The 25837-nt window shown below is 61.0% G+C and carries 31 protein-coding genes and 1 tRNA gene; 7 read left to right on the top strand and 25 right to left on the bottom strand.

Going from position 1 to position 25837, the window contains the following annotated elements:
• The 14 genes from ACMCNM_RS06770 to trmJ form a co-directional block, all read right to left on the bottom strand.
• Complete coding sequence (locus ACMCNM_RS06770; RefSeq protein WP_412764118.1) at positions 1 to 1032, bottom strand: RodZ domain-containing protein; 1032 nt, start codon at positions 1030 to 1032, stop codon at positions 1 to 3.
• On the bottom strand, positions 1029 to 1790 hold the full coding sequence (gene pilW, locus ACMCNM_RS06765; RefSeq protein ID WP_186675549.1) for a type IV pilus biogenesis/stability protein PilW: 762 nt from the start codon (positions 1788 to 1790) through the stop codon (positions 1029 to 1031). The genes ACMCNM_RS06770 and pilW overlap by 4 nt, the downstream gene beginning before the upstream one ends.
• Before the next feature lie 13 nt (positions 1791 to 1803).
• Positions 1804 to 2949 carry a 23S rRNA (adenine(2503)-C(2))-methyltransferase RlmN gene (gene rlmN / locus ACMCNM_RS06760; protein WP_027595547.1) on the bottom strand — a complete coding sequence of 382 codons (1146 nt, stop codon included), beginning with the start codon at positions 2947 to 2949 and terminating at the stop codon, positions 1804 to 1806.
• A 28-nt stretch (positions 2950 to 2977) separates the two neighbouring features.
• Positions 2978 to 3403, bottom strand: coding sequence for a nucleoside-diphosphate kinase (gene ndk, locus ACMCNM_RS06755; RefSeq protein WP_012316140.1), 426 nt, complete (start codon positions 3401 to 3403; stop codon positions 2978 to 2980).
• A 90-nt stretch (positions 3404 to 3493) separates the two neighbouring features.
• Positions 3494 to 3694: a Fe-S cluster assembly protein IscX gene (gene iscX / locus ACMCNM_RS06750; protein ID WP_024762959.1), complete on the bottom strand. Its 201-nt coding sequence runs from the start codon at positions 3692 to 3694 to the stop codon at positions 3494 to 3496.
• Positions 3695 to 3704: 10 nt separating this feature from the next.
• Complete coding sequence (fdx, locus tag ACMCNM_RS06745; protein ID WP_027595546.1) at positions 3705 to 4046, bottom strand: ISC system 2Fe-2S type ferredoxin; 342 nt, start codon at positions 4044 to 4046, stop codon at positions 3705 to 3707.
• A 3-nt stretch (positions 4047 to 4049) separates the two neighbouring features.
• Positions 4050 to 5912, bottom strand: coding sequence for a Fe-S protein assembly chaperone HscA (gene hscA / locus ACMCNM_RS06740; protein WP_412764117.1), 1863 nt, complete (start codon positions 5910 to 5912; stop codon positions 4050 to 4052).
• Between the two features lie 42 nt (positions 5913 to 5954).
• The gene (gene hscB / locus ACMCNM_RS06735; RefSeq protein ID WP_027595544.1) at positions 5955 to 6476 is read right to left on the bottom strand and encodes a co-chaperone HscB; all 522 of its coding nucleotides are present in this window, start codon (positions 6474 to 6476) and stop codon (positions 5955 to 5957) included.
• A gap of 8 nt (positions 6477 to 6484) precedes the next feature.
• Positions 6485 to 6808 (bottom strand): iron-sulfur cluster assembly protein IscA, encoded by a 324-nt coding sequence (gene iscA / locus ACMCNM_RS06730; RefSeq protein WP_027595543.1) that lies wholly within the window; start codon positions 6806 to 6808, stop codon positions 6485 to 6487.
• Positions 6809 to 6836: 28 nt separating this feature from the next.
• Positions 6837 to 7223, bottom strand: a complete 387-nt coding sequence (iscU, locus tag ACMCNM_RS06725; protein ID WP_003248539.1) for a Fe-S cluster assembly scaffold IscU — start codon at positions 7221 to 7223, stop codon at positions 6837 to 6839.
• Between the two features lie 46 nt (positions 7224 to 7269).
• Entirely contained in the window at positions 7270 to 8484 is a 1215-nt protein-coding gene (locus ACMCNM_RS06720) for an IscS subfamily cysteine desulfurase (protein ID WP_027595542.1), read from the bottom strand.
• Between the two features lie 47 nt (positions 8485 to 8531).
• Positions 8532 to 9023, bottom strand: coding sequence for a Fe-S cluster assembly transcriptional regulator IscR (gene iscR / locus ACMCNM_RS06715; protein WP_027595541.1), 492 nt, complete (start codon positions 9021 to 9023; stop codon positions 8532 to 8534).
• 179 nt (positions 9024 to 9202) lie between these two features.
• Positions 9203 to 9988 (bottom strand): serine O-acetyltransferase, encoded by a 786-nt coding sequence (cysE, locus tag ACMCNM_RS06710; RefSeq protein ID WP_027595540.1) that lies wholly within the window; start codon positions 9986 to 9988, stop codon positions 9203 to 9205.
• 3 nt (positions 9989 to 9991) lie between these two features.
• Positions 9992 to 10747 (bottom strand): tRNA (cytosine(32)/uridine(32)-2'-O)-methyltransferase TrmJ, encoded by a 756-nt coding sequence (gene trmJ / locus ACMCNM_RS06705; protein WP_027595539.1) that lies wholly within the window; start codon positions 10745 to 10747, stop codon positions 9992 to 9994.
• 151 nt (positions 10748 to 10898) lie between these two features.
• Between trmJ and suhB the strand changes: the two genes are divergently transcribed.
• A complete protein-coding gene (gene suhB / locus ACMCNM_RS06700; RefSeq protein WP_027595538.1) occupies positions 10899 to 11717 on the top strand; it encodes an inositol-phosphate phosphatase in 819 nt (272 codons plus the stop codon).
• A gap of 123 nt (positions 11718 to 11840) precedes the next feature.
• Here the strand turns inward: suhB and ACMCNM_RS06695 are convergent, their stop codons facing one another.
• A complete protein-coding gene (locus ACMCNM_RS06695) occupies positions 11841 to 12434 on the bottom strand; it encodes an acyl-homoserine-lactone synthase (RefSeq protein ID WP_027595537.1) in 594 nt (197 codons plus the stop codon).
• Between the two features lie 138 nt (positions 12435 to 12572).
• Between ACMCNM_RS06695 and ACMCNM_RS06690 the strand changes: the two genes are divergently transcribed.
• Complete coding sequence (locus tag ACMCNM_RS06690; protein WP_027595536.1) at positions 12573 to 12803, top strand: hypothetical protein; 231 nt, start codon at positions 12573 to 12575, stop codon at positions 12801 to 12803.
• Between the two features lie 3 nt (positions 12804 to 12806).
• On the opposite strand, the gene ACMCNM_RS06685 is transcribed toward ACMCNM_RS06690, so the two are convergent.
• A complete protein-coding gene (locus tag ACMCNM_RS06685) occupies positions 12807 to 13523 on the bottom strand; it encodes a LuxR family transcriptional regulator (protein WP_412764116.1) in 717 nt (238 codons plus the stop codon).
• Positions 13524 to 13874: 351 nt separating this feature from the next.
• On the opposite strand from ACMCNM_RS06685, the gene ACMCNM_RS06680 reads away from it, so the two are divergent.
• Entirely contained in the window at positions 13875 to 15299 is a 1425-nt protein-coding gene (locus ACMCNM_RS06680) for a class I adenylate-forming enzyme family protein (protein WP_099452958.1), read from the top strand.
• 128 nt (positions 15300 to 15427) lie between these two features.
• Here ACMCNM_RS06680 and ACMCNM_RS06675 read toward each other — a convergent pair whose 3' ends face one another.
• The 6 genes from ACMCNM_RS06675 to queA form a co-directional block, all read right to left on the bottom strand.
• Complete coding sequence (locus tag ACMCNM_RS06675; RefSeq protein WP_027595533.1) at positions 15428 to 15976, bottom strand: glycine zipper 2TM domain-containing protein; 549 nt, start codon at positions 15974 to 15976, stop codon at positions 15428 to 15430.
• Positions 15977 to 16096: 120 nt separating this feature from the next.
• Positions 16097 to 17005, bottom strand: coding sequence for a protein translocase subunit SecF (secF, locus tag ACMCNM_RS06670; protein WP_027595532.1), 909 nt, complete (start codon positions 17003 to 17005; stop codon positions 16097 to 16099).
• 10 nt (positions 17006 to 17015) lie between these two features.
• A complete protein-coding gene (gene secD / locus ACMCNM_RS06665; RefSeq protein WP_027595531.1) occupies positions 17016 to 18878 on the bottom strand; it encodes a protein translocase subunit SecD in 1863 nt (620 codons plus the stop codon).
• Positions 18879 to 18942: 64 nt separating this feature from the next.
• Positions 18943 to 19278: a preprotein translocase subunit YajC gene (gene yajC / locus ACMCNM_RS06660; protein ID WP_027595530.1), complete on the bottom strand. Its 336-nt coding sequence runs from the start codon at positions 19276 to 19278 to the stop codon at positions 18943 to 18945.
• A 42-nt stretch (positions 19279 to 19320) separates the two neighbouring features.
• Positions 19321 to 20436 carry a tRNA guanosine(34) transglycosylase Tgt gene (tgt, locus tag ACMCNM_RS06655; protein ID WP_077068621.1) on the bottom strand — a complete coding sequence of 372 codons (1116 nt, stop codon included), beginning with the start codon at positions 20434 to 20436 and terminating at the stop codon, positions 19321 to 19323.
• A 14-nt stretch (positions 20437 to 20450) separates the two neighbouring features.
• Positions 20451 to 21500: a tRNA preQ1(34) S-adenosylmethionine ribosyltransferase-isomerase QueA gene (gene queA / locus ACMCNM_RS06650; RefSeq protein ID WP_027595528.1), complete on the bottom strand. Its 1050-nt coding sequence runs from the start codon at positions 21498 to 21500 to the stop codon at positions 20451 to 20453.
• A 106-nt stretch (positions 21501 to 21606) separates the two neighbouring features.
• Between queA and ACMCNM_RS06645 the strand changes: the two genes are divergently transcribed.
• Positions 21607 to 21691 (top strand) — tRNA-Leu (locus tag ACMCNM_RS06645).
• A gap of 255 nt (positions 21692 to 21946) precedes the next feature.
• Here ACMCNM_RS06645 and ACMCNM_RS06640 read toward each other — a convergent pair.
• On the bottom strand, positions 21947 to 22369 hold the full coding sequence (locus ACMCNM_RS06640; RefSeq protein ID WP_412764115.1) for a bleomycin resistance protein: 423 nt from the start codon (positions 22367 to 22369) through the stop codon (positions 21947 to 21949).
• Between the two features lie 510 nt (positions 22370 to 22879).
• Between ACMCNM_RS06640 and ACMCNM_RS06635 the strand changes: the two genes are divergently transcribed.
• Both ACMCNM_RS06635 and ACMCNM_RS06630 read left to right on the top strand, forming a co-directional pair.
• Positions 22880 to 23527, top strand: a complete 648-nt coding sequence (locus ACMCNM_RS06635; RefSeq protein ID WP_099455787.1) for a serine protease — start codon at positions 22880 to 22882, stop codon at positions 23525 to 23527.
• Between the two features lie 93 nt (positions 23528 to 23620).
• A complete protein-coding gene (locus ACMCNM_RS06630) occupies positions 23621 to 24100 on the top strand; it encodes an N-acetyltransferase family protein (RefSeq protein ID WP_412764114.1) in 480 nt (159 codons plus the stop codon).
• A 10-nt stretch (positions 24101 to 24110) separates the two neighbouring features.
• Here ACMCNM_RS06630 and ACMCNM_RS06625 read toward each other — a convergent pair whose 3' ends face one another.
• Together ACMCNM_RS06625 and ACMCNM_RS06620 are read right to left on the bottom strand one after the other, a co-directional pair.
• A complete protein-coding gene (locus ACMCNM_RS06625) occupies positions 24111 to 24407 on the bottom strand; it encodes an addiction module antidote protein (protein ID WP_027595525.1) in 297 nt (98 codons plus the stop codon).
• Positions 24404 to 24697 (bottom strand): type II toxin-antitoxin system RelE/ParE family toxin, encoded by a 294-nt coding sequence (locus ACMCNM_RS06620; RefSeq protein ID WP_412764113.1) that lies wholly within the window; start codon positions 24695 to 24697, stop codon positions 24404 to 24406. Before ACMCNM_RS06620 ends, ACMCNM_RS06625 begins: the two co-directional genes overlap by 4 nt.
• A 222-nt stretch (positions 24698 to 24919) precedes the next feature.
• Here ACMCNM_RS06620 and ACMCNM_RS06615 point away from each other — a divergent pair, with 222 nt between their 5' ends.
• Positions 24920 to 25810, top strand: coding sequence for a bestrophin family protein (locus ACMCNM_RS06615; RefSeq protein WP_027595523.1), 891 nt, complete (start codon positions 24920 to 24922; stop codon positions 25808 to 25810).
• The last annotated feature ends 27 nt before the right edge of the window (positions 25811 to 25837 follow it).

Raw genomic sequence — 25837 nt, 5'->3', positions numbered from 1 at the left:
TTACTGTCCCAACTTCAGGCGAGCAGTCTCGCCACTTGTAAACGGAGCAACATCGACGGCCTGGCCGTTGTAGCTGACCTGCGCGCCACGGGCAAAGCCCAGGCGTACCGCGAACGGCGGCTTGCCGGTCAGCTCGAGGTTGTCGCCCTTGCGCTTGACGCCGCTGAACAGCACCTTGCCATTGCCATCGTTGACTTGGGTCCAGCAATTGGCGCTGAACTGAATCGAGACACTGGCGCTACCGGCCGGCACTGCGACGGGCGCGGCGGGCACAGTGGCAGCGGGCGCGGCAGCCACGGGCGCGGTTGCAGCCGGCGCTGCCGGAGCAGGCGCAGGCGTTGGCGCAGTGGCTGCGGTGGCCGCTTGGGGCTGCTGAGCGGGGGCTGGTGTTACGGTTGTTGCAGGGGGCTGCGCAGCGCTGGCGGGTGCTTGCTCGGCAGCGGCGGCCGACTGTTCACCTGCGGGCTGCTCCAGCGGCAACGGGGCGCTCTCGGGTTGCTGGCCGGCGCTCACGGCCTGGTCTTCAGGCTCGTCCAGCGGGTGAATCTGCGTGGTGCCGTCGGCGCTCTCGACTTCGACGTGCTCCAGGGCGATCTTGGCCAGGTCCTTGCCACGCAGGCTGCCTTGGTCCTGCCACCAGACGAAGCCGCCACCGACTACCGCCACCAGCAGCAACAGGCTGACGCCGCGCAGGATGTTGTGCGAGAGGCGTACAGGCTCTTCGATGCGGCCCAGCGAATGCACTTCGCTGCCTTTGGCGTGGGTGCCAGTGTAACGGTCAAAGGCCTCGACCAGCGTGGCTTGGTCCAGGTCCATCAGTTTGGCGTAGGCGCGGATATAGCCACGGGCGAACGTGTGCCCGGGCAACTTGTCGAAGGCGCCGGTTTCAACGTGGTTCAACGAACTGACAGTGAGGTTGAGCTTGCGGGCCACCTCGGCTTGTGACCAGTCCCGCTTCTCACGGGCCTGACGCAAAAGCTCACCGGGGTTCTGGCCAGGCGCTACGGCTACTTCGGGATGCGCGGCGTTCATCGTTGCTCCGACAGGTATTGCTGATATTCCGGCGTACCGGGATAAAGTCGTTGTAATTGCTGGCCCAAATTGGCCAATGTGCCCTGCTCGTCGAACACCCGGGCAAGGCGGCTGCCCAGCAGGAGGCTACGGGCGTCGTGGTCGCTCAACTGGCTGAAACGATCGTAGTAGTCCAGGGACGGCACATAATGCCTGTTTTCGTAGGACAACTCAGCCATTTCCAGCAACGCCTTGGGTTGCCGTGGGTTGAGTTGCAACGCTTTGAGCAGATAGGCGTGCGCCTGGTCTCGACGCTCGAGCTTCAGGGCGGTCAAGCCAAGGTTCTCGTACACGCGTGAGCGTTCAGGATACAGGGTATCGGCACTGGCCAGGCGAAACATCTGCTTGGCCTCGGCAAATCGCCCCTGAGCATAAAGGAAACTGCCGTAGTTGTTGCGAATTCGCGTGTCGCCAGGGCGTGCCTGCAGGGCTTTTTGAAAGTGCTGCTCGGCCAGGGCTGGCTCACCTTCAGCCTGAAACACCAGCGCCAGCGCCGCATGCGCGCCGGCATCGCTGGCGTCCAGGGCAAGCGCCTTGCCCAGCGGGGCCTTGGCCTGTTCGGTCAAGCCTTGTTGCAAATAACCAAGCCCCAACTGCACATACGCCCTGCCCGCCTCTTGCCGCCCTTGGCGGCTGGCCAGCGGGTCACCCGCGCCGCCCGACACGCAGCCGGCCAGCAGCAAAAGCGCAAGGATCGACAGCGCGGCGCGCAGGGTCATGGCGAGTTCTCGGTCAGTGGCGCGCGGCGCTGTCTTGCAGCTCGGCGTCGGCAGAGAGCTGGCGCACAGCGATGTAGCGCTCACTGCGGCGGGTGCGGTCGTTGACCTGGCCGACCAACTGACCACAGGCGGCGTCGATGTCTTCGCCACGGGTGGTACGGGTGGTGACGTTGAAACCACCGTGGTGGAGCAGGTCCTGGAAGCGGCGGATGGCGTTGTTGCTCGGCCGCTCGTAACCGGAATGCGGGAACGGGTTGAACGGGATCAGGTTGATCTTGCAGGGCACGTCGCGCAGCAGTTCGATCATCTGCGCGGCATGTTCAGGCTGGTCGTTGACGTCCTTGAGCAGGGTGTACTCAACCGTCAACACGCGCTTGCCACCCAGGGTGGCCATGTAGCCCATGCACGACTCCAGCAGCACCTTCAGCGGGTACTTCTTGTTGATCGGCACCAGCTGGTTACGCAGCTCGTCGTTCGGCGCGTGCAGCGACAGGGCCAGCGACACGTCGATGTGCTTGGCCAGTTCGTCAATCATCGGCACCACGCCCGAGGTGGACAAGGTGACGCGACGCTTGGAAATGCCATAGCCCAGATCATCCATCATGATCTTCATGGCGGCGATGACATTGTCGAAGTTCAGCAAAGGCTCGCCCATGCCCATCATGACCACGTTGGTAATCGCGCGGTCGACTTTGGCCGGGACGGTCCCGAAAGATTTGTTGGCAAGCCACACCTGGCCAATCACTTCGGCGGCGGTGAGGTTGCTGTTGAAGCCTTGCTTGCCGGTGGAGCAGAAACTGCAGTCCAGGGCGCAGCCGGCTTGCGACGATACGCACAGCGTGCCGCGGTCGTCGGTAGGAATGTAGACGGTCTCGACGCAGCTGCCAGAGGCAACGCGGATCACCCATTTACGGGTGCCGTCGGCGGAAATGTCTTCACTGACCACTTCCGGTGGGCGAATTTCGGCAACAGCCTCGAGCTTTTCGCGCAAGGCCTTGCCGACGTTCGTCATGGCGGCGAAATCATCGACGCCAAAATGGTGAATCCATTTCATCACCTGGCCGGCACGGAAGCGCTTCTCCCCTATAGAGTCGAAGAATTGTTCCATTTCCGGCTGGGTCAGGCCCAACAGGTTGATTTTGCCAGTAGATGTCGTCATGGATTCACCCTCACCCGTAAGCTTTCGCTTAGCGAGTGGTTACCTCGGTAGCAGCGAAGAAGTAAGCGATTTCGCGAGCAGCAGCAGCTTCGGAGTCCGAACCGTGAACGGCGTTGGCGTCGATCGACTCGGCGAAGTCAGCACGGATGGTGCCGGCAGCAGCTTCTTTAGGGTTGGTAGCGCCCATCAGCTCACGGTTCAGAGCGATGGCGTTTTCGCCTTCCAGAACCTGAACAACAACCGGGCCGGAAGTCATGAAGGCAACCAGGTCGCCGAAGAAGCCGCGCTCGCTGTGCTCAGCGTAGAAGCCTTCGGCTTCGGCTTTGGACAGTTGCTTGATTTTCGAGGCAACGATTTTCAGGCCAGCTTCTTCGAAGCGAGTGGTGATCTTGCCGATGACGTTTTTGGCAACGGCGTCAGGCTTGATGATCGAGAAAGTACGTTGAACAGCCATGGAAAACTCCAGAAATATGAGTGTTGCGAAAAATTAAACCCGCGAATTATACGCGGGTTTCAGGGGATTGCCTAACCTGCAGCGACGCGCTTAGTCGGCTTCATCAATCCAGGCCGCCTGGATGGCCTCGAGCACTTTCTCACCGCCGCGTGACGGATCGTCGCTGAACTCTGGCAATGCCAGCACCCAGCGGTGCAGATCGACGAAATTCACATAACGAGGATCGACGTCCGGCTTGCTTTCTGCAAGCTGGATGGCGATCTCAAGTACATCAACCCATTTCAGACTCATGCAAAAATCCTCAGTGGGGCGCTTCAGCAGCGTGGTTAAGCGAATACTTGGGGATCTCGATGGTCAGGTCCTGGTCGGCGACGACCACCTGGCAGCCGAGGCGCGACTGGGCTTCCAGGCCCCAGGCCTTGTCCAGCATGTCCTCTTCCAGCTCGTCCGCTTCTTCCAGCGAATCGAAACCTTTGCGAACAATACAGTGACAGGTGGTGCAGGCCTTGACCCCACCGCAAGCGCTTTCCATTTCGATGTGATGCTCGTGGGCCAGCTCCAGGATGTTGGTCCCAGGCTCGACCTCCACGGTCAGCCCTTCCGGGCAAAACTTCTCGTGCGGCAGGAATGTCACCAGCGGCATCGGTTACTCCTCGATCTCATTCAGGTTGCGCCCGGCCAGTGCGGCTTTGACCGTCGAATCAAGGCGACGGGCGGCAAATGCATCGGTCACCTGCGACAGACGCTTGGTCTGTTGCTCGATGGCGGGGCCATCGGTGCCGGTCAGCAAATCACGTAGTTCTTGCATCTGGAATTCGATGGCTTCGCGCTCTTCGCTGCTGAGCAGGCGCTCGCCATCGGCGTCCAGGGCGCCCTGTACTGCTTCGAGCAGGCGCTCACCGTCAACCTGGTGTTCACGCAGCTGACGGGCCTGCTTGTCGCTGCCTGCGTGCTCGAACGAATCCTTGAGCATGCGGGCGATCTCGCCGTCGGTCAGGCCGTAGGACGGCTTGACCTGAATGCTGGCTTCGACGCCCGAGCCCAGTTCGCGGGCAGCGACGCTGAGCAGGCCATCGGCATCGACCTGGAAGGTCACGCGGATTTTCGCCGCACCGGCGACCATGGCCGGGATGCCGCGCAGCTCGAAGCGCGCCAGCGAGCGGCAGTCGCTGATCAGCTCGCGCTCGCCTTGCAGGACGTGAATCATCATGGCCGACTGGCCATCTTTATAGGTGGTGAACTCTTGCGCACGCGCCACCGGAATGGTGGTGTTGCGCGGGATCACCTTCTCCATCAACCCGCCCATGGTCTCAAGGCCCAGGGACAGAGGGATGACGTCGAGCAGCAGCAACTCGCCACCTTCACGGCGGTTGCCAGCCAGGGTGTCGGCCTGAATGGCAGCACCGATGGCCACCACCTGGTCAGGGTCGATCGAGGTCAATGGGGTACGGCCGAACAGTGTGCCAACAGCGTCACGCACGCGTGGAACGCGGGTCGAACCACCGACCATGACCACTGCACCCACCTCTTCCAGCTCGACACCGCTGTCGCGCACGGCGCGGCGGCAGGCTTTAAGGCTGCGAGCGATCAGCGGCTCGATCATGGCATCGAAGGCGGCCCGGCTGAGCTCACCCTGCCAGGCACCGTGGCTGACGCTGACCACGTCGGCATCGGTCAGGGCTTCCTTGGCGGCGCAGGCGGCCTGCAGCAGCTGGCGCTGAGTACCCGGGTCGAGGTCGGAAGACAGCCCAGCCTGTTCAATGATCCAACCGGCAATGGCGTGGTCGAAGTCATCGCCACCCAGGGCGGTATCGCCACCGGTGGCCAGCACTTCAAACACACCGGCCGTCAGGCGCAGGATGGAGATATCGAACGTGCCGCCACCCAGGTCATAGATGGCCACCACGCCTTCGGCGTTCTGGTCCAGGCCATAGGCCACGGCCGCTGCGGTCGGCTCGTTGAGCAGGCGCAACACATTGAGGCCGGCCAGGCGCGCGGCATCCTTGGTCGCTTGGCGCTGGGCGTCGTCGAAATAGGCTGGCACGGTGATCACCGCCCCCACCAAGTCGCCACCGAGGGTTTGCTCGGCGCGTTCGCGCAGCACCTTGAGGATGTCGGCCGACACCTCCACCGGGCTTTTCGGGCCTTGGACGGTATCGATGAACGGCATGTGCGACTCACCGCCAATGAAGCGGTACGGCAGCTGCTCGCCCAACTGCTTGACGTCGGCCAGGCCGCGCCCCATCAGGCGCTTTACCGACAGCACGGTGTTCAAAGGGTCGCTGGAAGCGGCATCGCGCGCAGCCTGCCCGACTTCGCTGCGCCCTTCGAGGTAGCGCACCGCAGACGGCAAAATGACATTACCCTGCGCATCCGGCAGGGGCTCGCTGCGACCGCTGCGAACGGCAGCGACCAGAGAATTGGTGGTACCCAGGTCGATACCCACCGCCAGGCGGCGCTGGTGCGGCTGAGGGCTTTGACCGGGTTCGGCGATCTGCAGTAGGGCCATGCTTATCTGAATACCTTAGGCGTCATCACGGGCAACGCCGGGTTAATCGTCGAGGCGCTCTTCCAGTTGGCGCACTTCTTGGGCGAGCTTGTCGAGGAACTGCATGCGGCGCATCAGGCGTTCGGCCTTCTCGCGCTCGGCAGGCACATCCCAGCAGGCGGCGAAATCCTCGTTCAGCGTGTCCTGCGCACCCTTCAGGCGCTTCTTGAACACAGCAACACCATCGAGGTCGGCTTCGTCCTGCAGCTCTTCGAGCTCTTCGCGCCACTGCATCTGCTGCAGCAGGAAGTCGGGGTCATGGACCGTGACTTCCTGGGGCACTTCGTGGCCACCGATTGCCAGCAAGTAGCGGGCTCGGCGCGGCGCACTGCGCAGCGTCTGGTAGGCGTCGTTGAGGGCCGCGGACTTCTCCAGGGCTACCCGCTGCTCGCGCTCGGAAGCGTCGGCAAAACGGTCAGGATGGACCTCGCGGGCCAGCTCGCGGTAGCGAGTGGCCAGCTTGTCGAGGTCCAGCCGGAAGCACGGCTGGAGATCAAACAGAGCGTAATGACAAGGAGTACCCACAGCCAGCCTCAGACGTTGAAGCTTTCGCCGCAGCCACACTCACCGCGCACGTTGGGGTTGTTGAACTTGAAGCCTTCGTTCAACCCTTCTTTGACGAAGTCGAGCTCGGTGCCATCGAGGTACACCAGGCTTTTCGGGTCGATGATGACCTTCACGCCGTGGTTCTCGAATACCTGGTCTTCGCCCGCCACTTCGTCGACGAACTCCAGCACATAGGCCAGGCCCGAGCAGCCGGTGGTGCGTACGGCCAGGCGAATGCCTTCACCCTTGCCGCGCCCTTCCAGGGAACGCCGCACGTGGTTGGCGGCGGCTTCTGTCATGCTGATAGCCATCAGAACTCCTTACCTCGCAACAGGCGACTTAGATCAAGCCTTTCTTCTGCTTGTAATCGCGAACGGCTGCCTTGATGGCATCCTCGGCGAGTACCGAGCAGTGGATCTTGACCGGCGGCAACGCCAGTTCTTCAGCCAGCTGGGTGTTCTTGATGGTTTCGGCTTCGTCCAGGGTCTTGCCCTTCATCCACTCGGTGGCGAGGGAGCTGGAAGCGATAGCCGAACCGCAGCCGTAGGTCTTGAACTTGGCGTCTTCGATGACGCCCTGCTCGTTGACCTTGATCTGCAGGCGCATCACGTCACCGCAGGCCGGCGCGCCGACCATGCCGGTACCGACGTCCGGGTCTTCGGCATTCATCTTGCCGACGTTGCGCGGGTTTTCGTAATGGTCGATGACCTTTTCACTGTATGCCATGGTGCAATTCCTTCCTCATCAGGGAGCCGCTCTTGCCGGCGACTGCTTAGTGGGCGGCCCACTCGATCTTGGAGATGTCAACGCCGTCTTTGTACATGTCCCACAGCGGCGACAGCTCACGCAGTTTGTTAACGGCCTCGCAGACTTTCTGCGCGGCGTAGTCGACTTCTTCTTCGGTGGTGAAGCGGCCGAAGGAGAAGCGGATCGAGCTGTGCGCCAGCTCGTCGTTACGGCCCAGAGCGCGCAGTACATACGACGGCTCGAGCGAAGCGGAGGTACAGGCCGAACCGGACGATACGGCGATGTCTTTCAGGGACATCAGCAGCGACTCGCCTTCGACATAGTTGAAGCTCAGGTTCAGGTTGTGCGGTACGCGGGCAGTCTGGCTGCCGTTGACGTACAGCTCTTCAAGGTCCGAGACCTGCTTGAAGAAGCGGTCGCTCAGGGCCTTGATGCGAGCGTTCTCGCTGGCCATTTCCTGCTTGGCAATGGCGAAGGCTTCGCCCATGCCGACGATCTGGTGAGTCGGCAAGGTGCCCGAACGCATGCCGCGCTCATGGCCACCACCGTGAATGATCGCTTCCAGACGCACACGCGGCTTGCGGCTGACGTACAGCGCGCCGATACCTTTAGGGCCATAGACCTTGTGCGCCGAGAACGACATCAGGTCGACTTTCAGCTTTTGCAAGTCGATTTCGACCTTGCCGGCCGACTGGGCGGCATCGACGTGGAACAGCACGCCGCGGGCGCGGGTCAGCTCACCGATGGCGGCGATGTCGTTGATCGAGCCGACTTCGTTGTTGACGTGCATCAGCGAGACCAGAATGGTGTCATCGCGCAGCACGGCTTCGACCATGGCCGGGGTAACGATGCCGTCTTCGCCTGGCTCAAGGTAGGTGACTTCGAAACCTTCACGCTCGAGCTGGCGAGCGGTATCCAGGACCGCCTTGTGCTCGATCTTGGAGGTGATGATGTGCTTGCCCTTGGTCTGATAGAAGTGCGCGACACCTTTGAGTGCGAGGTTGTCGGACTCGGTGGCACCGCTGGTCCAGACGATTTCGCGCGGATCGGCGTTGATCAGCTCGGCGACCTGGCGACGACCGTTCTCGACCGCTTCTTCGGCTTTCCAGCCGAATACGTGGGAGCGCGAAGCCGGGTTACCGAAGTTCCCGTCGACCAGCAGGCAGTCAGCCATCTTCTGGGCGACGCGGGGATCGACCGGGGTGGTCGCGGAGTAATCGAGGTAGATCGGCAACTTCATGGATATCTCCTATCAGGCGGTGGCGTCGCTCGTCGCTGTCATAACGGTCAGTCGACGGCGGACGTCTCAATCTTGTCCAACTGGGCGGATCGGCCTGCGACACGACGCAGGTCCTGGCGCTGGGCGACTTCCTGCACCTCACGGCGCTTGACGAGGTCGGCCAGGCTGATGCCGCTGAGGAATTCATGGATCTGCTGGCTGAGATCGCACCACAAGTGGTGGGTCAGGCAGGTGTCACCGGCATGGCAATCCCCAAGGCCTTGGCAACGGGTGGCATCGACCGATTCGTTGACCGCGTCGATGACCTGGGCCACCTGGATGGTTTCCATGCCCCGCGACAGCTGATAGCCACCGCCTGGACCGCGCACACTGGATACCAGGCTGCTGCGGCGCAGCTTGGCGAACAGCTGCTCCAGATAAGAGAGGGAAATGCCCTGGCGCTCGGAAATGTCGGCCAAAGACACCGGCCCATGCTGCGCGTGCAACGCCAGGTCAAGCATGGCTGTCACGGCGTATCGGCCTTTGGTAGTCAGTCGCATGGCTATTGGGTACCACGGGAGTTACAGGATGTGAGCGAGTATGCGATTCCCGAGCATTTAAGTCAACTATAAGACCTACTGCTTTAGTCGGGTTTTGCATCGGGAGGCGGCCGCGATTGTAGCAGACGAGGGGCGTGCGCACACGCCCCGTATGTCACTATGATTTCAGCGCGGCGCGATCAATGCGACTGAGTGTCGCGCTGGGCGACCTGGGCAACTTCGGTGAAGTCATCTTCCGGCAGCGCCGGCAACTCCTTGGCGCAGTAGTCGCTACCCATTTTGGTCAGGGCACCGCACATGCCCTCCAGGCGTTCATCGACCGCTTGCAGGTGGTCGAGCATCTGGCCGATGGCACGCGCGACCGGGTCAGGCATGTCGCCACTGACGCCGTAGGCATCGAAGCCGATCTTCTCGGCCATGGCTTTGCGCCGGGCTTCGACTTCGGTCTCTTCGCTCTTGACGATAATACGCCCCGGGATACCGACGGCAGTCGCCCCTGCCGGCACAGCCTTGGTCACCACCGCATTGGAGCCGATCTTGGCCCCGGCGCCGACAGTGAACGGGCCCAGTACCTTGGCCCCGGCCCCTACCACCACGCCGTTTTCCAGGGTTGGGTGGCGCTTGCCTTTGTTCCAGCTGGTGCCACCCAGGGTCACGCCCTGGTAGAGGGTGACATCGTCGCCAATCTCAGCAGTCTCGCCGATGACAATGCCCATGCCGTGGTCAATGAAGAAGCGGCGGCCGATGGTGGCGCCGGGGTGGATCTCGATCCCGGTCATCCAGCGACCGAAGTTCGACACCAGCCGGGCCAGCCATTTGAAATCACGTTTCCACAGCGCATTACCCAGCCGGTGCAGCCAGATGGCGTGCATGCCCGGGTAGCAGGTCAGTACCTCGAAGGCATTGCGCGCGGCGGGGTCACGGTGGAATACGCTTTGAATATCTTCACGCAGACGTTCGAACATCTGTCATCCCTTCCTTTTATGCGGTTCGCCCCGAGCCACTTTCTGGGTCTCGGTGAGGATGCCGCGCAAAATGCTCATTTCCGGACGCTCGACCGAGCTTCGCCCATACAGCCGGCGCAGGCGCGCCATCAGGTGCTTGGGCTTCTCGGGGTCAAGGAAGCCGATGTCCACCAGGGTCTTTTCCAGGTGGTCATAGAACAGCTCCATTTCGTCCATGGTCGCCAGCTCGCTGGCGTCGACCTTCTCGACTTTGGCCGGTGCATCCTCGGCCGCCAGCCAAGCCATGCGCACCTCATAAGAGAGCACCTGAACAGCGGCGGCCAGATTCAGCGAGCTGAAGTCGGGGTTCGAGGGAATGTGCACGTGGAAGTGACATCGCTGCAGTTCTTCGTTGGTCAGGCCGGCGTGTTCACGCCCGAACACCAAGGCGATCTCCTCGCCGCCCAGCGCATGCTCCACGGCCTTGGCCCCGCATTCGCGAGGGCCGATCAGCGGCCAGGGGATACTGCGCTCGCGGGCACTGGTGCCCATGACCAGGTTACAGCCGACCAACGCCTGCTCAAGGCTGTCGACGACCTGGGCATTGCTCAGCACATCGTCGGCACCGGAGGCACGTGCACTGGCTTCGGCCGCAGGGAACTCTTTCGGCTGCACCAGCACCAGGCGCGACAAGCCCATGTTTTTCATGGCACGTGCAGCGCCGCCGATGTTGCCGGGGTGGCTGGTATTGACCAGAACAACACGAATATTTTGCAGCACGGTGTTGTGCTCTCAGAGGCTGATATCAGGGCCTTCGATCTTACAGAACCGACGGACGTAACGCCATGAAAGCAAATGTGACACTTCTGCCGTCAAAGATTTCTGCTAGAATGATCGGCTTTCTTCTTTAACATCTCCAGGTGACCCGCCCATGCAGCCTATGCTGAATATCGCCCTGCGCGCCGCTCGCAGCGCCAGTGAACTGATTTTCCGCTCCATCGAACGCCTGGATAGCATCAAGGTCGATGAGAAAGAGGCCAAGGACTACGTTTCCGAAGTCGATCGCGCCGCCGAGCAGAAAATCGTCGACGCCCTGCGCAAAGCCTACCCGAACCACTCCATTCAGGGTGAAGAGACCGGCATGCACGCGGGCACCGGCGAAGAAGGCAAGGACTACCTGTGGATCATCGATCCGCTGGACGGCACCACCAACTTCCTGCGCGGCATCCCTCACTTCGCCGTCAGCATCGCCTGCAAATACCGTGGTCGCCTCGAGCACGCCGTGGTACTCGACCCGGTTCGCCAGGAAGAATTCACCGCCAGCCGTGGCCGTGGCGCCCAGCTCAATGGCCGTCGCCTGCGCGTCAGCTCGCGCACCAGCCTGGAAGGCGCCCTGCTGGGTACCGGCTTCCCGTTCCGTGACAACCAAATGGCCGACCTGGACAACTACCTGGGCATGTTCCGCGCCCTGACTGGCCAGACCGCCGGCATCCGCCGCGCAGGTTCCGCCAGCCTGGACTTGGCCTACGTCGCCGCCGGCCGCTTCGATGCCTTCTGGGAGTCGGGCCTGGCCGAGTGGGACATGGCTGCAGGCGTACTGCTGATTCAAGAAGCAGGCGGCCTGGTAAGCGACTTCAACGGTGGCCACGACTTCCTCGACAAAGGCCACATCGTCGCCGGCAACATCAAGTGCTTCAAAGCAGTACTGACGGCTATTCAGCCGCACCTGCCAGAGAGCATGAAGCGCTAAGCGCTGGCTGTATTAGAAAAGCACCCCTCGGGGTGCTTTTTTTATGGGCGCTATAAGTGTGCTGTGCATGGCGAGGGACATACAACTTGATGGCAAGTCAGCGTGAATACACCTGGCGTCTATTCAATGGCAGTTGCTATTGATTGCCGCTTCCAAGGCCGCCGTGGTTTTATCATTCAATTCAATGCGCAGTGCCACCGCGCGTTCAACGCCAATTTGCAATGCCGGACCGAAACGACTGATATCCAAGCCCAGGCGAATCAACATCTTCTCCACGCCCACCGTGGTCACCGTGACGAACTGCTTCACCTCACAACTGATGGCGTAGTTGACGATAGCGTGAATCGCTTGCGTGGTGCCTTGGGAGAAGCCGAACCGGTTGCCGTCCGGCAGCTCGATGGCGAATCGGCTCAGCTCCCAGATCGCGTCGGAGCACGGCGCTGGGTGCCCATGCAGCAGCTCTGGGAAGGTGTGCGCCAGCATGTTAGGGCCGGTCGTCGGCAGTATGCGCCAGCAGCCACACACATAACCCGCCTCGTCCTCGCGATTGATGATCATGTAATAGGGGTCGAGCGCATCATACCCGTCGATTTCCATGTCGTTGATCAGTGGGATGTCCCACATCTTTTTAACCTTGAAAATACGCGCCCGAAGTTTGTGCATCGCATTCAGCGCTTGTGGGTCGATGTTAGTGCGGCGATCAATGGAGATAAGCATAGGGGCAAATACCGGCAGGGGTTGGAGTTGCCGCCCACGGTATATTCACGCTGAATAAATAAAATCCTACCTAATTTGGGAGGTGGCCGAAGTTACTCGGGCTTGTTAATTTTTCGGCTTTTGCAGGATGGATTCCGGATGAAGCTACTCAATACCTCCGCCGTACGCGAGGTCGCCCATCAAGCCATCAGCCTGCGCCTGGGCCTCAAGCAGAGCCAGACCGAGTTCTGGTCGCGCTTTGGCATCAGCCAGGCCTGTGCCAGCCGCATCGAATGCACCAGCCAAGTGCCTGCGCCGGTGTACATTCTGCTGCGCCTGTACCTCAGCGGCCGTCTCGAGGAGAGCGACCTGGCCCAACGCCCACAGTGATACTCAGGGCGTGATCGACTTCTGCTGGATGGCCTTGAGCACCGCCATCTGGCGTGAGCTGACCTGGAACTTGCGGCGGATGTTCTTGAAGTGGAAGTCGATGGCCGAGGTCGTGCACGACAAGATCATCGAGATTTCCCAGGTAGTCTTGCCCGCCGCGCTCCACTGCAGCACCTCTTTCTCCCGGGTGGTCAGGTGCACAGGTTCCGAGTATTCAATGCGCGCCCGGAGCATCCCTTCCATCGCGTAATCGCGCAGCAGGGTTGCCATGGGCAAGGACTGGATCATCGCAGCAGTCGCCTGCTCGCCGCTCTCATCCGGCTTGAGGCACAGCATGCCCGCCTCGCCCCGCGGGCCATGCAGCGGCAGCGCCAGCCCTTGCTGCAACCCGTGCGCTGCGGCTTCTTCGAAGAATTCCGATTCTGAGGGCCCCCGATAGTTCTCGCGGTTCCACAGCAGTGGCCGGTTGGCGTTCAGGCAGTGCTGAACGACGGGGTCGACTGCCGCGTAAGATTCGGCGTCGTAACGCGTACGCCAGGCATCGGGGTAATCACTGTAGATCAGCACCTGCTGACAAGCGTCCGTGGGGGCAGGTTTGAGGCCGATCAGAAAGTTCGAGTAACCCAGCTTGCGGGTCAGGAGTTTCAGGTGAGCCAGCCAGTCCTCAAAGCGCTCCATTTCGCCGAGTTTCAGCAGCTCATCCATTACCAGTAGGGCCATTCCCTTCCTCGTAGGCACCGTTTGACGGTGGTCTCATGGCGAGACGACACGCGAGGGAATATCGACTCCCTCATTCAGGTGGGTCGATAAGATAATTACGTGGCACTTTGAAATCAACGTGCGAATAGTGCCCGCCGACGAGTTACCCACCCGACACAGGCGGTCGAAGACAGTAATAAAACTGCCAGGCGCACCACAACCTCCCTGTTCTGGGAGGTACCAGGCGGCGCGCGCAGCCTATTAACTAGCGTGGCACCAGCCTGCATCCGGCAGGCTGCACCGCTTTGCACATGGACGGCAAGGGAAGACACCTGAAGCTGTAGTTCGGCTGCCCCCCAAGGAGACCCCTGCATGTTCCAGCAACAGTTCTTTAGCATGGTTGCACGCCATCGCGACCACCCGGCGATCGTCGATAGCCATGGCAAGACCCGCAGCTACGGCGAACTGCTGCATGACATCGATCAATTGCGCGCCAGGCTGCACGCCGCAGGCCTGCGCGAAGGCGACGTGGTTGCCACCCAACTGGGCAACAGTAGCGGTTATGTCGCTCTGTTGTTCGCCATGGCCAGCCTTGGGCTGATTCATTGCCCTGTAAGCGTGGCCAGCAGCATCCACCAACGCGCCATGCGTCTAGGCCAGGTCGGTGCCGCCCTGCTGGTGACCGAAGCCGGCATCGTGCCGGCGGGCCTGGGCATCCCTGGCTTTACCCTGCACTCACCGACCCCCGTCAACCTCAAGACACCCGCCTGGCGTGACTGCGCCGGCTTAATGCGTATGCAGGAAACGTCCGGCAGCACCGGGGCACCCAAACTGGCACTGTGGCGTCAGGACAGGCTGTACCGGGAAATCATGCACTGGGTCGACAGCGCCGGCCTCGATGCCAGCGCCCGCTACCTCAGCATTCACACCCTCGATGGCGGGCATGCGGTGGACCTGCATGTGTTCCCGGCCTTGCTGACCGGCGCCACGCTGTACCTGGGCGATGCCACCCAGGTCGAGAACACCCTGCAAACCCTGCACGAACAACGCATCAGCGTGATGAGCGCGTTGCCGTCACAGTACCTGGCGCTGGCCCAGGCCGCGCAAAGCCGCGGCATTCGCCTGCCGGCACTGAGCAAACCGTTCTGTGGTGGTGCCTACCTGGATGACCATGTGGTGCTGGAGTGCGAACGCCACTTAGGTGTGCACCTGAAGCGGATCTACGGTTCGACGGAATTTGGCATGGTCCTGGCCAACTTCGCGCCTGGGCTGCAAGTGGGTTGCGGCATGCGCCCGGTGGGTGATGTCGAGGTCACATTGAAAGCGTTGGACCCTGCGCAACCGGAGGTCGGAGAAATCATCGCGCGCTCCGCACACCGCGGCTCGGGGTACTTCCCACCTCCCCCCATGCCCTGCGAGGACCAAGCCTACGCCACCGGCGATATCGCCCGGCGCCTGGCCGACGGAAGCCTGATGCCCATGGGGCGTTCGACCGATGCCCTGCTGACGAAACAAGGCACCCAGTTCGCACCGGCCCTCGAAGCGCAGATTGCACAGGCCATGAAATTCGAACGGGTGGTGATGCTGATTGACGAGCAGGATCGTCGACGTGCCCAGGTGGTGGTTCAAGCCAACATCGCTGACGCCCAGGAGCGGTTGAATGAGCTGAGCGGGGGGCTGGACCGACTGGGGATCAATGCCAGCGTCACAGTACTCGAGCGAATACCGCTGACCCCCACCGGCAAGCCGGACCGCGTACGGCTTCGCAAGCTGCTAACCGCTCACCCAGTGATGTAGGAGCAGCCTTGTGCTGCGAAGAGGCCGGTGAAAACACAGTAGATCTAGGGTGTTTTCACTGGACTCTTCGCAGCACAAGGCTGCTCCTACAAGGGATTTCAGATACAACGGGTTTCAGCAGATGGCGATCACTGCCCGGCCTGATTCTCGCTGAGGATCAGCTTGCCATTCTTGTCCACGGGAATGGTCGAGCCAGGCTCGTGGTCCATCTTCACCTGCCCTACCTGATCACCAATGGTGTACTTCACGTTATACCCAACGACCTTGTCGCTGATGTCGTGGACTGTGTTGCAGCGGGTTTGCGTCGTGGTGTAGGTATCACGCTCTTGCATACCTTCCTGCACCTTGTTACCGGCATAACCACCACCGACCGCACCGGCCACGGTGGCGATCTTCTTGCCGGTACCGCCGCCGATCTGGTTACCCAGCAGGCCGCCGGCCAGGGCACCCACCACCGTACCTGCGATCTGGTGCTGGTCCTTGACCGGCGCCTGACGCGTCACGGTGACGTCCTTGCAGACTTCACGCGGCGTCTTTACTTGCTGCTTGATTGGCTGCACGTCGGTGACCTGGGCGTACTCAGGCCCTTTGTTCACCAAGCTGTAGGTCGCCACAGCACCTCCGGCAGTTACACCGACAGCACCCAGCACCGCACCCACCAGCATTGATTTATTCACGTGAACCTCCTGATCATACCCGCGGGACTTGGCCCGCCTTCTCCCTGCCTTGGAGCAAAAAAAAAGGCGCGAGTTCAATACTCGCGCCTCTTGATTCGCCAAACGGCGTAGGAAAAGCCCTTACGGACGCTCGTCCACACCCTCAGCCTTGGCTGGCGGAATCAGGTCTTCGCTGTTCAAGTTCAGCCAGATCAGTACCACGTTGGCGATGTAGATCGACGAGTAGGTACCGGCCATGACGCCAATGAACAGCGCCAGCGAGAAGCCGAACAGGTTGTCACCACCAAAGAACAGCAGCGCAGCGATGGCCAGCAAGGTCGACACCGAGGTGGCGATGGTACGCAGCAGGGTCTGGGTGGTCGAGACGTTGATGTTCTCGATCAGCGACGCCTTGCGCATCACGCGGAAGTTCTCACGCACCCGGTCGAATACGACGATGGTGTCGTTGAGCGAGTAACCGATGATCGCCAGCACCGCCGCCAATACCGTCAGGTCGAAGGTGATCTGGAAGAACGACAGGATACCCAGCGTCACCACCACGTCGTGGATCAGCGAGATGATCGCGCCCACGGCGAACTTCCACTGGAAGCGGAAGGCCAGGTAGATAAGGATGCCGCCCAGGGCCAGGAGCATGCCCATGCCCCCCTGGTCACGCAGCTCTTCACCCACCTGCGGGCCAACGAACTCGACGCGCTTGAGCGTGGCCGGGTTGTCGCCGCCGGCCTTCTGCAGCGCCTCGGCAACCTTGCTGCCCAGCTGCGGGTCATCGCCTGGCATACGCACCAGCAGGTCGGTGGTAGCGCCGAAGCTCTGCACCACAGCCTCATGGAAACCGGACTCGACCAGCTCGGCACGTACCGCCTTGAGGTCGGCCGGGCGTTCGTAGGTCAGCTCGATCAGCGTACCGCCGGTGAAATCCAAGCCGAAGTTCAGGCCCTTCTGCCACCAGCTGAACAACGCCAGGACGGTAAGGAGCACAGTGATGGCGAACGCGACATTGCGCACGCCCATGAAGTTGATGGTTTTCATCGCAGCTCCCTCAAACCCACAGCTTCTTGATGTCACGCCCGCCACAGGTCAGGTTGACCATAGCGCGGGTCACCATGACGGCGGTGAACATCGAGGTGAAAATCCCGAGGGACATGGTGACCGCAAAGCCCTTGACCGGGCCGGTACCCATGGCGAACAGGATGCCGCCGACCAGCAGGCTGGTCAGGTTGGCGTCGATGATCGCGGTATAGGCGCGGTTGAAACCTTCGTGAATGGCGCGCTGCACCGACATGCCGGCTTTGAGCTCCTCACGGATACGCGAGAAGATCAGCACGTTGGCGTCTACCGCCATACCCATGGTCAACACGATACCGGCAATACCCGGCAGGGTCAGGGTTGCACCCAGCAGCGACATCAGCGCCAGCAGCAGCACCATGTTGCCCGCCAGGGCGACGGTGGCGATCACGCCGAAGCCGCGGTAGATGGCGATGATGAACAGCGAGACGAACAGCATGCCCCACAGCGAAGCATCGATACCCTTGGTGATGTTGTCCGCACCCAGGCTTGGGCCAATGGTACGTTCTTCAGCGAAGTACATCGGCGCGGCCAGACCACCGGCACGCAGCAGCAGCGCCAGCTCGGACGATTCGCCCTGGCCATTCAGGCCGGTGATACGGAACTGGCTGCCCAGTGGCGACTGGATGGTCGCCAGGCTGATGATCTTTTTCTCTTCCTGGAAGCTCTGTACCGGCACTTCCTTCTCGACGCCGTCGACCGTCTGCTTGACGTAGCGAGTGACGGGCTTCTGCTCGATGAAGATCACCGCCATGCTGCGGCCGACGTTGCTGCGCGTGGCGCGGCTCATCAGCTCGCCGCCGTGGCCATCCAGGCGGATGTTCACTTGCGGACGGCCATGCTCGTCGAAGCTGGCCTGGGCGTCGGTGACCTGGTCACCGGTGATGATCAGGCCACGCTCGACCGGGGCTGAACGGCCGCCCTCACGGAATTCGAAGACCTCGGTGGTCGCCTTGGACGCACCCGGCTCGGCACCGAAGCGGAACTCCAGGTTGGCCGTCTTGCCGAGGATACGCTTGGCTTCGGCAGTGTCCTGCACGCCTGGCAGCTCGACCACGATACGGTTGGCGCCTTGGCGCTGAACCAGCGGCTCGGCCACGCCCAGCTCGTTGACACGGTTGCGGACGGTGGTCAGGTTCTGCTTGATCGAGTATTCACGGATCTCGGCGACTTTCGCCTGAGTCAGCGCCAGACGCAGCACAGCGAGGTCATTACGCTCGGTGGCGGTCAGGTCGAAATCACTGAAATTCTTGCGGATCAGGGCACGTGCCTGCTCGCGGGTTGCATCGTCAGAGAAGCCCAGCATGATGCCGCCATCCTGCTGAGGCAGGCTGCGGTAGCGGATGCGCTCTTTGCGCAGGAGGGTTTTGACCTCGCCTTCATAGACCTTCATGCGGGCGCTCATGGCCTTGTCCATGTCCACTTCCAACAGGAAGTGCACACCACCGGACAGGTCCAGGCCCAGTTTCATCGGGCTTGCACCCAGGTTGCGCAGCCATTGCGGAGTGGTTTGTGCCAGGTTCAGGGCCACGACGTAATCATCGCCCAGTGCCTTGCGCACTACATCCTTGGCTGGAAGCTGGTCTTCCTGGTTGGTCAGGCGAATCAGCGCACTGCCCTTCTCACCCAGGCTGCCGCCCTTGACGGTGATACCGGCATCGGTCAGCGCCTTGGTGACGCGATCGAGGTCGGCCTGGCTTACCTGCAGCGCCGAACTGGCACCGCTGACTTGCACCGCCGGGTCATCCGGGTAGAGGTTGGGAGCGGAATAAATAAAACCGATCGCCAGTACTAGCAAGATCAGTGCGTATTTCCACAGAGGGTATTTGTTCAGCATCACGCCGCCCGTTCAAGACGCGGGGCGCGTTGCGCGCCCCGACTGGAAAAATAAAACCGGTAACTCAGATAGCCTTGAGCGTACCTTTTGGCAGGGTCGCGGCGATGGCGCCCTTCTGGAACTTCAGTTCGACGGTGTCGGACACTTCCAGCACCACGAAGTCATCGGTAACTTTGACGATTTTGCCGGCGATGCCGCCGTTGGTGACAACTTCGTCACCTTTCTGCAAGTTGCCCAGCAGGTTCTTCTGCTCTTTGGCGCGCTTGGCCTGTGGACGCCAGATCATCAGGTAGAAGATGACCAGGAAGCCGACCAGGAAGATCCATTCAAAACCGGTACCGGCTGGGCCGGCGGCTGGTGCAGCTGCGTCCGCGTAAGCGGCGGGAATCAGAAAGCTCATGAGGCACTCCATTACTGAATTTTAATATTTTAGTGCTGACAGTCAGCCCAAAGGCGGCACAGGCAGCCCGCGTTTGGCGTAGAAGGCGTCGACAAAGGCGGCCAATTTACCCTGTTGAATAGCCTCGCGTAAACCGGCCATCAAGCGCTGGTAATGGCGCAAGTTGTGGATGGTATTCAGCATGCTGCTCAACATTTCGCCGCATTTGTCCAAGTGGTGGAGATACGCGCGGGAGAAGTTGGTGCAGGTGTAGCAATCACAGGTCGGGTCCAGCGGCGATTCATCGTGGCGATGGAACGCGTTGCGGATCTTGATCACCCCTGTATCGACGAACAGATGGCCGTTGCGCGCGTTACGCGTCGGCATCACGCAGTCGAACATGTCGACGCCGCGGCGCACACCCTCAACGAGATCTTCCGGTTTGCCTACCCCCATAAGGTAACGAGGTTTGTCAGCGGGCATCTGATCTGGCAGGTAATCCAGCACCTTGATCATTTCGTGCTTGGGCTCACCCACCGACAGGCCGCCGATGGCCAGGCCGTCGAAACCGATGTTTTCCAGGCCTTCCAGCGAGCGCATGCGCAGGTCCTGGTACATGCCGCCCTGGACGATGCCGAACAGCGCCGCGGTGTTGTCGGCGTGGGCGTTTTTCGAACGCTGGGCCCAACGCAGCGACAGCTCCATGGAGGTGCGCGCCACATCGTGCTCGGCCGGGTATGGCGTGCACTCGTCGAAGATCATCACCACGTCCGAGCCCAGGTCACGCTGAACCTGCATGGACTCTTCAGGGCCCATGAACACCTTGGAGCCGTCCACAGGCGAGGCGAAGGTCACGCCTTCCTCTTTGATCTTGCGCATCGCGCCCAGGCTGAATACCTGGAAGCCACCGGAGTCAGTGAGGATCGGGCCTTTCCATTGCATGAAGTCGTGCAGGCCGTTGTGCTTCTTGATCACCTCGGTACCCGGGCGCAGCCACAGGTGGAAGGTGTTGCCAAGGATCATCTCGGCGCCGATGGCCTCGATGTCACGCGGCAGCATGCCTTTGACCGTGCCATAGGTGCCGACCGGCATGAACGCCGGGGTTTCCACGGTGCCACGAGGGAAGGTGATGCGACCACGACGGGCCTTGCCGTCGGTGGCCAGCAGTTCGAAGGACATTCGACAGGTGCGACTCATGCTTGATCCTCGGGCCCGCGTGGCGCCGGATTGCGGGTGATGAACATGGCATCACCGTAACTGAAGAAGCGGTACCCTTCTTGAACCGCCGCCGCATAGGCGGCCATGGTTTCGGGGTAGCCGGCGAAGGCCGAGACCAGCATCAGCAGCGTGGACTCCGGCAGGTGGAAGTTGGTGACCAGGGCGTCGACCACATGGAACGGGCGGCCTGGGTAGATGAAAATATCGGTATCGCCGCTGAAGGCCTTGAGCACGCCATCGCGCGCAGCGCTTTCCAGCGAACGCACGCTGGTGGTGCCCACGGCAACCACGCGCCCGCCACGGGCACGGCAGGCTTGGACAGCATCCACCACATCCTGGCTCACTTCGAGCCACTCTTTATGCATGTGGTGGTCTTCGATCTTGTCGACCCGCACCGGCTGGAAGGTGCCCGCGCCGACGTGCAGGGTCACGAAGGCCCGCTCCACGCCCTTGGCGGCGATCTTTTCCAGCAGCGCTTCGTCGAAGTGCAGGCCGGCCGTGGGTGCGGCTACAGCACCGGCACGCTCGGCGTAGACGGTCTGGTAACGCTCACGGTCGGCGCCTTCGTCGGGGCGGTCGATGTAGGGTGGCAGCGGCATGTGCCCGACGCGTTCAAGCAGTGGCAGCACCTCTTCGGTGAAGCGCAACTCGAACAGCGTGTCGTGGCGCGCGACCATTTCGGCCTCGCCACCGCCATCGATGAGAATCTGCGCACCGACCTTGGGTGCCTTGCTGGAGCGTACGTGCGCCAGCACCCGGTGGCTGTCGAGCACACGTTCGACCAGCACTTCCAGCTTGCCGCCGGAGGCTTTCTGCCCGAACAACCGCGCCGGGATCACCCGGGTGTTGTTGAACACCATCAGGTCGCCGGGGCGCAGATAGTCGAGCAGGTCGGTGAATTGCTGATGTACCAAGGCGCCGCTCGGCCCATCGAGGACCAGCAGACGGCTGCCATGGCGCTCGGCCAAAGGGTGGCGGGCGATCAGGGAATCGGGGAGTTCGAAGGAAAAATCGGCGACGCGCATGATGATGTTCGGTTCGGCAGGGCCGGGAAGTTTAGCCCAATGTGTGAAAATTGACCATGAAACCCGATTGACCGACCAGAAGCACCTCTCTATACTGCGCGCCACTGCCCTGATGGCGGAATTGGTAGACGCGGCGGATTCAAAATCCGTTTTCGAAAGGAGTGGGAGTTCGAGTCTCCCTCGGGGCACCAAAATCCGGAAAAAACCGACCTTATGGTCGGTTTTTTTTCGCCTGGATTTTGGCTGAGGGCGGCATCAGGTACGCGCCATGGCATTGCACTGTGGCTAACAGGAGCATGCCTTCAGATCTGCAGCGCTCTCAAGGACGAGCGCCGCCCGCGCGGCGCTCGATCTCAAATCCACTACTCAAGGTCGCGGCAAGCACGCGCCGATCTCCACGTCTCGCTCACAGGTGTATCGGGCCAACTGTACAGTGCCTTGAATAATCAGCAGGGTTTGCTGCCAATAGCTTCTGCAAACCGCAGCAAGTAGCCATCAGGATCAAGCACCAGAAAATTGCGCTGCCCGAACAGAAACTCACCGCTGCGGTACCAACACTCTTCAACTGGGTTTCTAAGCGGATACCCGCCCGCCTCCAGTGCCGTAACCAGCGCTGAAGCGTCTGGGCATTCGATAGACAGGTTAATACCTCGCCCATAGGGCGGCTCAAGTGGGCCTACCCGCCATGGCGATTCACTGTGCCAGTCCTGCTCCAGCATCAGCTGACTGCCGCCGAAGGACAGGAAGGCGAAATGGTCTTCTGGACGCTCATACTCGATCTTGAAGCCAAGGATGTCGCAGTAGAAGGCAAGGCTTCGGGTAAGGTCGGAAACGATAAGCTCGGGTACAAGGGAATTTAGTTTCAGCATTATTGACTCCTTTCAAATTTGATCTGAAAACAGACTCGAGCAATGGGTGGCAATGCCCGCTCAACGTGGCCGCCCCGCCTCGATCCAAGCTTGCACCTGCCTCATGCCCAGCCGGTACCGGGCGCAGTTATGCAACGCCAGACTATCCAGTTCAGCCAACGAGATCATGGCACTGCGGATGCAGCTCAAAGTAGCTCAATGCAGCTCAATGCAGCTCAATGCAGCTCAATTGAGCTCAATTGAGCTCATCGCAGCTCACCTCAACTGAAAAAAGCACCAAAACAACGGCCTCCAACCCACCCACCAAATTGACGCCGCACGCCTGACTGTCAGCCCTGCCGCCATGTCGGGAATCTATTGGCCATTACCCTCCCCCCCTACTTAAGATGTCACTCGTCGGATATATGCACAAAGTATTGCCAGCATGATGGCTCTTAGCCATATTTGCGCCCCCATTTCTCCACGACTGTGTGACACATGAAAACAACCGTGCCCTGTCTGGCAGCAATGATGCTGCTAAGTGGGTGCAATGGAGTGCCAACGTCCTACGTCTCCGATCCCGTCTACAACCAGGCTTTCGTGGTCACCTCAGGTGCGCCGCTGCCGCTGTTGCTGATGGCCAGCGCCATCCAGTGGAACGAAGACTACGCAGTGACCGCCAAACACACCCCCTTCCTGCGTAACGTGGTCCATGAGGGCCTCGGCGATGTGGTGTTCTTCAAGCACAAGGCCAGCGAGGTGCCGCATTGGCGGCAATACGTACCGGGTGAGTCGGTGACGGCGGTCGGCTTCAACAGCCTGATGATTCCCGTGCAGGGCAAGGGCCATGCGTTGCCGTCGCTGGTGCGCCTTGAAGGTACGCCGGGCAGTGTCTTCTACTCGCTGCACGACGGCCCGATGGTCAAGGGCATGTCGGGCGGGCCAGTGTTCGCCGATGATGGGCAGGTGGTGGGTATCAACATTGCGTTCATCCCTAAGAACGAGATCGATGCGCGCACTCGCCCGGACCTCGCCGATAAAGAGCGTGTCAGCGTGTTCATGTCGTACAGCGAGATCGACAAGGAATGGCGGCGCTTCCAGTACTTGCTGGCACGCAAGGCCAAGCCTCATGCGCCTGCGGCGATCAAGGGGATTGTGGCGGTGGTGGCCAAGCCGTGAGCAGTCGGCGGTGATCTGCCACTGAGGCAGTGCTAGCCTGTGAGCGGGGCTTGGCCGCAAACGGCCAGCCAACGCACTGCAAAAGGACCTGCCATGCACCTCAGCCACCGCCCTGTTCAGCCCAGCGACATCCCCGCCATCTGCTGCTTCCCCCAGGGCCCGGACGAACTGTTCTACATGTTCCCCAAAGCCGCCTACCCCCTGACACCCGCGCAATTGACCGACGCCATCGCCCAGCGCAACGGCTCTACGGTGGTGGAAGGCGGCGGCATGGTGCTGGGCTTTGCCAACTTCTACAAAGCCGAGCACGGCGGCGTGTGCGCCCTGGGCAACGTGGTGGTGGCGCCAGCTGCCCGCGGCCATGGGGTGGCGAGCTACCTGGTAACCGCCATGATCGAGCTGGCCCGCGAACAGTTTGCGGCGCGAGAGATTTGGGTGTCGTGCTTCAATCACAACACGGCGGGGTTGCTGCTTTATCCACAGCTCGGTTTCGTGCCGTTCGGCATCGAAGAACGCCAAGCGCCGGATGGGAAGCGAGTGGCGTTGGTACAGATGAGGCAGGTACTGGCCTAGCCTGCGAAATCTAATGCGACGACGTATGGGGCTGAACAAAAAGCTCCACGCCTAGGGCACGTATGACTTTAAGCACTGTATCAAAGCGGGGCTTAGCGCCTGGGCTAAGTGCTTTATAGAGACTTTCTCGACCTAACCCACTCTGTGCAGCAATTTGTGTCATTCCCCGTGCCCGAGCGATATGACCGATAGCCCGGATAATCTCATCTGTATCGCCATCGGATAGCACCTGGCTGAGGTATTCGCTGATTGCTGCATCACTGTCAAGCAAGTCGGCGATATCAAAAGGGATCAATTTTTCGCTCATTTCATTTCCTCCACCAGCTTTCTCGCTTTGAGGATATCGGCGGTCTGGGAAGATTTGTCTCCGCCCACCAGCAGAAAAATCACTTTGGCTCCCTTACGCGTGAAATAGACTCGATAACTTGCAGAAACGTCGATGCGAAGCTCACTTACACCGCCCCCAACGCTTTTGTAGTCGCCAAGGTTTCCACTTTCTGCGCGCTCCAATCTACGACCGACTGCAAGCTTGGCTCTCAAGTCTTTCAAGGTGGCTAGCCAAAGGGCAAAGCTCTCCGTTTGTTCAACAGCATACATCAAGGCGCCACCAATAGTATCCTTTTGGATACATTCATGCGAGATAGGGAAGCGGTCTACCTTGCCGTTTCACCTTTGCGAAGAGAACTCAGGAGCGTCTGATACCTCAGTCAGTTTTTTCTTTCAAACACGTCCAAAAAAATGTCTTGCAACATCAGCTGCCGAACCATACCCATCCCTCGACGTCCGATCCTGCATCCCCCGCGTTTCGAGGTACCCCGTGTGAAAGAGATCATCGCCCGCAAGTACCGCTTGGTGGTGAAGACCATTGGTTACATCGGTTGGTCGCTGTTCTGGCTGCTGATCTGGGATGTGCTGGTCACCATCGATTTCATGCTGTTCTTCAACAGCAAGTTCACCCTGCCGTTGATTCCGTTGACCTTGCTGGGTTCGGCGCTGGTGGTGCTGGTGAGCTTTCGCAACAGCAGCGCCTACAACCGCTGGTGGGAGGCGCGCACGTTGTGGGGTGCGCTGGTCAACAGTTCGCGCAGTTTTGCCCGGCAGACGCTGACGCTGATCGATGACCCGGATGACGGGCTGAACCCGATCAAGGCCACTTTGCTGCGCCGGCATATCGCCTATGTGAACTGCCTGGCTGCGCACCTCAAGGGCGACCGCTGCCCGGATGAACTGATAGCGTTCATCCCGCAGGCGGAGTTCGAGCGGCGCAACCGCTCCAACAACTTCGCCAACGACATCCTCAGTGGCTCGGCAGCCCTGCTGGCGCGGGAATACCAAGCCGGGCGCCTGGACAGCATTCGCCTGGCGCGGCTGGAGTCGACCTTGGTGGACCTGTCCAATGCCCAGGGGGGCATGGAGCGGATCGCCAATACGCCGCTGCCCTACCCTTATGTGTATTTTCCGCGGCTGTTCATCACGCTGTTCTGCCTGATCGTGCCGGTGGGGCTGGTCGAGTCGCTGGAGTGGTTCACACCGCTGGCGTCGACGGTGGTGGGGTTCATGTTGCTGGCCATCGAGCGGATCGGCACCGACCTGCAAAGCCCCTTCCGCTTCAGCGAGCACCAGATCCAGATGGACACCATCTGCGAGACGATCGAGCGCAACCTGGAGTCGATGCAACGGGAAGCGCAGCATGGCGAACTGACCACTTGATGCTTGCGCGGGCTGCCCTGCAGCCCC

Source organism: Pseudomonas sp. NGC7, assembly GCF_047159675.1.
In the GTDB taxonomy this organism is placed as follows: Bacteria; Pseudomonadota; Gammaproteobacteria; order Pseudomonadales; family Pseudomonadaceae; genus Aquipseudomonas; species Aquipseudomonas kermanshahensis.
Note: the sequence above shows the minus strand (reverse complement) of the source record. Positions and strands in the feature narration are given on the sequence as shown.

Excerpts from the sequence above, each read along its gene's own strand:
- fdx (WP_027595546.1), bottom strand. The coding sequence starts at position 4,046 with ATGCCGCTGGTGACATTCCTGCCGCACGAGAAGTTTTGCCCGGAAGGG.
- ACMCNM_RS06625 (WP_027595525.1), bottom strand. The coding sequence starts at position 24,407 with ATGAGCGAAAAATTGATCCCTTTTGATATCGCCGACTTGCTTGACAGT.
- queA (WP_027595528.1), bottom strand. The coding sequence starts at position 21,500 with ATGCGCGTCGCCGATTTTTCCTTCGAACTCCCCGATTCCCTGATCGCC.
- ndk (WP_012316140.1), bottom strand. The coding sequence starts at position 3,403 with ATGGCTGTTCAACGTACTTTCTCGATCATCAAGCCTGACGCCGTTGCC.
- pilW (WP_186675549.1), bottom strand. The coding sequence starts at position 1,790 with ATGACCCTGCGCGCCGCGCTGTCGATCCTTGCGCTTTTGCTGCTGGCC.
- iscU (WP_003248539.1), bottom strand. The coding sequence starts at position 7,223 with ATGGCATACAGTGAAAAGGTCATCGACCATTACGAAAACCCGCGCAAC.
- ACMCNM_RS06680 (WP_099452958.1), top strand. The coding sequence starts at position 13,875 with ATGTTCCAGCAACAGTTCTTTAGCATGGTTGCACGCCATCGCGACCAC.
- iscR (WP_027595541.1), bottom strand. The coding sequence starts at position 9,023 with ATGCGACTGACTACCAAAGGCCGATACGCCGTGACAGCCATGCTTGAC.
- ACMCNM_RS06685 (WP_412764116.1), bottom strand. The coding sequence starts at position 13,523 with ATGGCCCTACTGGTAATGGATGAGCTGCTGAAACTCGGCGAAATGGAG.
- hscA (WP_412764117.1), bottom strand. The coding sequence starts at position 5,912 with ATGGCCCTACTGCAGATCGCCGAACCCGGTCAAAGCCCTCAGCCGCAC.
- tgt (WP_077068621.1), bottom strand. The coding sequence starts at position 20,436 with ATGTCCTTCGAACTGCTGGCCACCGACGGCAAGGCCCGTCGTGGTCGC.
- ACMCNM_RS06695 (WP_027595537.1), bottom strand. The coding sequence starts at position 12,434 with ATGCTTATCTCCATTGATCGCCGCACTAACATCGACCCACAAGCGCTG.
- secF (WP_027595532.1), bottom strand. The coding sequence starts at position 17,005 with ATGAAAACCATCAACTTCATGGGCGTGCGCAATGTCGCGTTCGCCATC.
- ACMCNM_RS06635 (WP_099455787.1), top strand. The coding sequence starts at position 22,880 with ATGCTGCTAAGTGGGTGCAATGGAGTGCCAACGTCCTACGTCTCCGAT.
- suhB (WP_027595538.1), top strand. The coding sequence starts at position 10,899 with ATGCAGCCTATGCTGAATATCGCCCTGCGCGCCGCTCGCAGCGCCAGT.
- ACMCNM_RS06770 (WP_412764118.1), bottom strand. The coding sequence starts at position 1,032 with ATGAACGCCGCGCATCCCGAAGTAGCCGTAGCGCCTGGCCAGAACCCC.
- ACMCNM_RS06720 (WP_027595542.1), bottom strand. The coding sequence starts at position 8,484 with ATGAAGTTGCCGATCTACCTCGATTACTCCGCGACCACCCCGGTCGAT.
- iscX (WP_024762959.1), bottom strand. The coding sequence starts at position 3,694 with ATGAGTCTGAAATGGGTTGATGTACTTGAGATCGCCATCCAGCTTGCA.
- rlmN (WP_027595547.1), bottom strand. The coding sequence starts at position 2,949 with ATGACGACATCTACTGGCAAAATCAACCTGTTGGGCCTGACCCAGCCG.
- ACMCNM_RS06640 (WP_412764115.1), bottom strand. The coding sequence starts at position 22,369 with ATGCTGAAACTAAATTCCCTTGTACCCGAGCTTATCGTTTCCGACCTT.
- ACMCNM_RS06690 (WP_027595536.1), top strand. The coding sequence starts at position 12,573 with ATGAAGCTACTCAATACCTCCGCCGTACGCGAGGTCGCCCATCAAGCC.
- ACMCNM_RS06630 (WP_412764114.1), top strand. The coding sequence starts at position 23,621 with ATGCACCTCAGCCACCGCCCTGTTCAGCCCAGCGACATCCCCGCCATC.
- iscA (WP_027595543.1), bottom strand. The coding sequence starts at position 6,808 with ATGGCTATCAGCATGACAGAAGCCGCCGCCAACCACGTGCGGCGTTCC.
- secD (WP_027595531.1), bottom strand. The coding sequence starts at position 18,878 with ATGCTGAACAAATACCCTCTGTGGAAATACGCACTGATCTTGCTAGTA.
- yajC (WP_027595530.1), bottom strand. The coding sequence starts at position 19,278 with ATGAGCTTTCTGATTCCCGCCGCTTACGCGGACGCAGCTGCACCAGCC.
- ACMCNM_RS06620 (WP_412764113.1), bottom strand. The coding sequence starts at position 24,697 with ATGTATGCTGTTGAACAAACGGAGAGCTTTGCCCTTTGGCTAGCCACC.
- cysE (WP_027595540.1), bottom strand. The coding sequence starts at position 9,988 with ATGTTCGAACGTCTGCGTGAAGATATTCAAAGCGTATTCCACCGTGAC.